This window comes from Rhizobacter sp. P3_B12 (assembly GCF_056402895.1).
This window is the reverse complement of the sequence record NZ_JBFUGN010001205.1, coordinates 1-1640: the sequence shown is the minus strand read 5'-3', so window position 1 is coordinate 1640 and position 1640 is coordinate 1. Positions and strand designations below refer to the sequence as shown.

Here is a 1640-nt window from a genome sequence, read left to right as displayed (position 1 = left end):
ATCTTGCGCGACAGGATCATGTGGCCGTCCTGGATGCCGCGCACTTCCTCGGCGTTCGGGTCGCCGGCGCTCTCGTCCTCGGCCAGCACGGTGTAGAGCGCGGTGATCGAGCCGACCGCGCCCATGCCGGTGCGCTCGAGCAGCCGCGGCAGCTCGGCGAACACCGACGGCGGGAAGCCGCGCCGCGCCGGTGGCTCACCCGCCGCCAGGCCGATCTCGCGCTGGGCCCGCGCAAAGCGCGTCAGCGAATCCATCATCAACAGCACGCGCTTGCCCTGGTCGCGGTAGTACTCGGCGACCGCGGTGGCCACGTAGGCGGCCTTGGCGCGCTCGATGCTCGAGCGGTCGGAGGTGGCGCACACCACCACCGATTTCGCCATGCCCTCGGGGCCGAGGATGAACTCGATGAATTCGCGCACTTCGCGGCCGCGTTCGCCGATCAGCGCGATCACGCTCACGTCGCACTGCGCGCCGCGCGCCAGCATGCCCATCAGCGTGCTCTTGCCGACGCCGGCCGGCGCGAAGATGCCCATGCGCTGGCCTTCGCCGAGCGTCATCAGCCCGTCGATGATCTTGACGCCAGTGGGCAACGGGTGCTCGATCATCGCGCGGCTCATCGGGTCCGGCGGGTCGGCGAACACCGGGCGTTCCTCGTCGCCCAGCAGCGGGCCCAGCCCGTCGATCGGGTCGCCCAGGCCGCTGATCACGCGGCCGAGCAATTGCGGCCCGACGCGCACCGACAGCGGCCGGCCGGTGCCGACCACCTGCGTGCCTTCGGAGACGCCGCCCATCGAGCCGAACGGCGACAGGATGGCGCCGTGCTTGCCGAAGCCGACCACCTCGGCGCGCTGCAGCAGGCGGCCGCGCGGGTCGCGCAGCTCGCACAGCTCGCCGACCTTGGCGTCCAGGCCGCTCGCGCGGATCAGCGTGCCGACCACCTCGGTGACGCGGCCGGTGCGGGACAGCACGTCCTCATGCGTCAGCTCCTGCTCGAGCGTGCTGACGAAGCGCTGGAAGCTGGTGTCCATGATCAGGCGGCTTCCAGGTGGTCTTCGGTGGGGGTGTCGTCACGGGCTTCGTCGGCGTCTTCGGCGGTTTCGGCTGCTTCGGCGTCGTCCGCCTGCGCCATCTCGCGGGCCGCGCGCTCGACGGCACGGCGGATCGCGGCCAGCTGCGTGTCCAGCCCGGCATCGATGACGCCGCTGTCGGATTCGAAGCGGCAGGCGCCTTCGGGCATCTGCGCATCGACGACGACCTCGATCGCCGTGCCGGTGGCGCCCTGGGGCAGCTGCGCCATCAGCTCGGAGATGGCGCGCTGCGCATCCTCGCGGTCGGCCTCGGGCACGCGCAGCGTCAGCATCGCCGAATCCTTCACCAGCTTGGTGATGGTGCGCAGCGAGCGGCGGTACAGCGCCGAGCGGTCTTCCTGCTCGATCACGCGCTCCACCGCCATCGAGACGATGCCCGACAGCCGCTCGCTCTGGCGCACCAGCGTGCGCCGGCGCGATTCGGCGGCCTGCAGCTGCTGCGAGGCCCAGTGCGCCGCGGCGTCCTGCGTGCCCTGGTCGAAGCCCTGCTGCCAGGCGCCGTCGAACTGCGCCTGCGCCTGGGCGAGCAGGTCATCGGCCTGCGCCTGTGCC

General features: G+C 71.9%; 2 protein-coding genes. Both read right to left on the bottom strand.

Features of this window, described 5'->3' with window-relative positions; genetic code table 11:
• A partial coding sequence (locus AC1D01_RS33795; RefSeq protein WP_477873833.1) for a FliI/YscN family ATPase occupies positions 1–1028 on the bottom strand: 1028 nt, incomplete at its 3' end.
• Positions 1029–1030: 2 nt separating this feature from the next.
• Positions 1031–1640, bottom strand: a 610-nt coding sequence (locus AC1D01_RS33790; protein WP_477873832.1) for a FliH/SctL family protein, incomplete at its 5' end; no start/stop codon positions are given.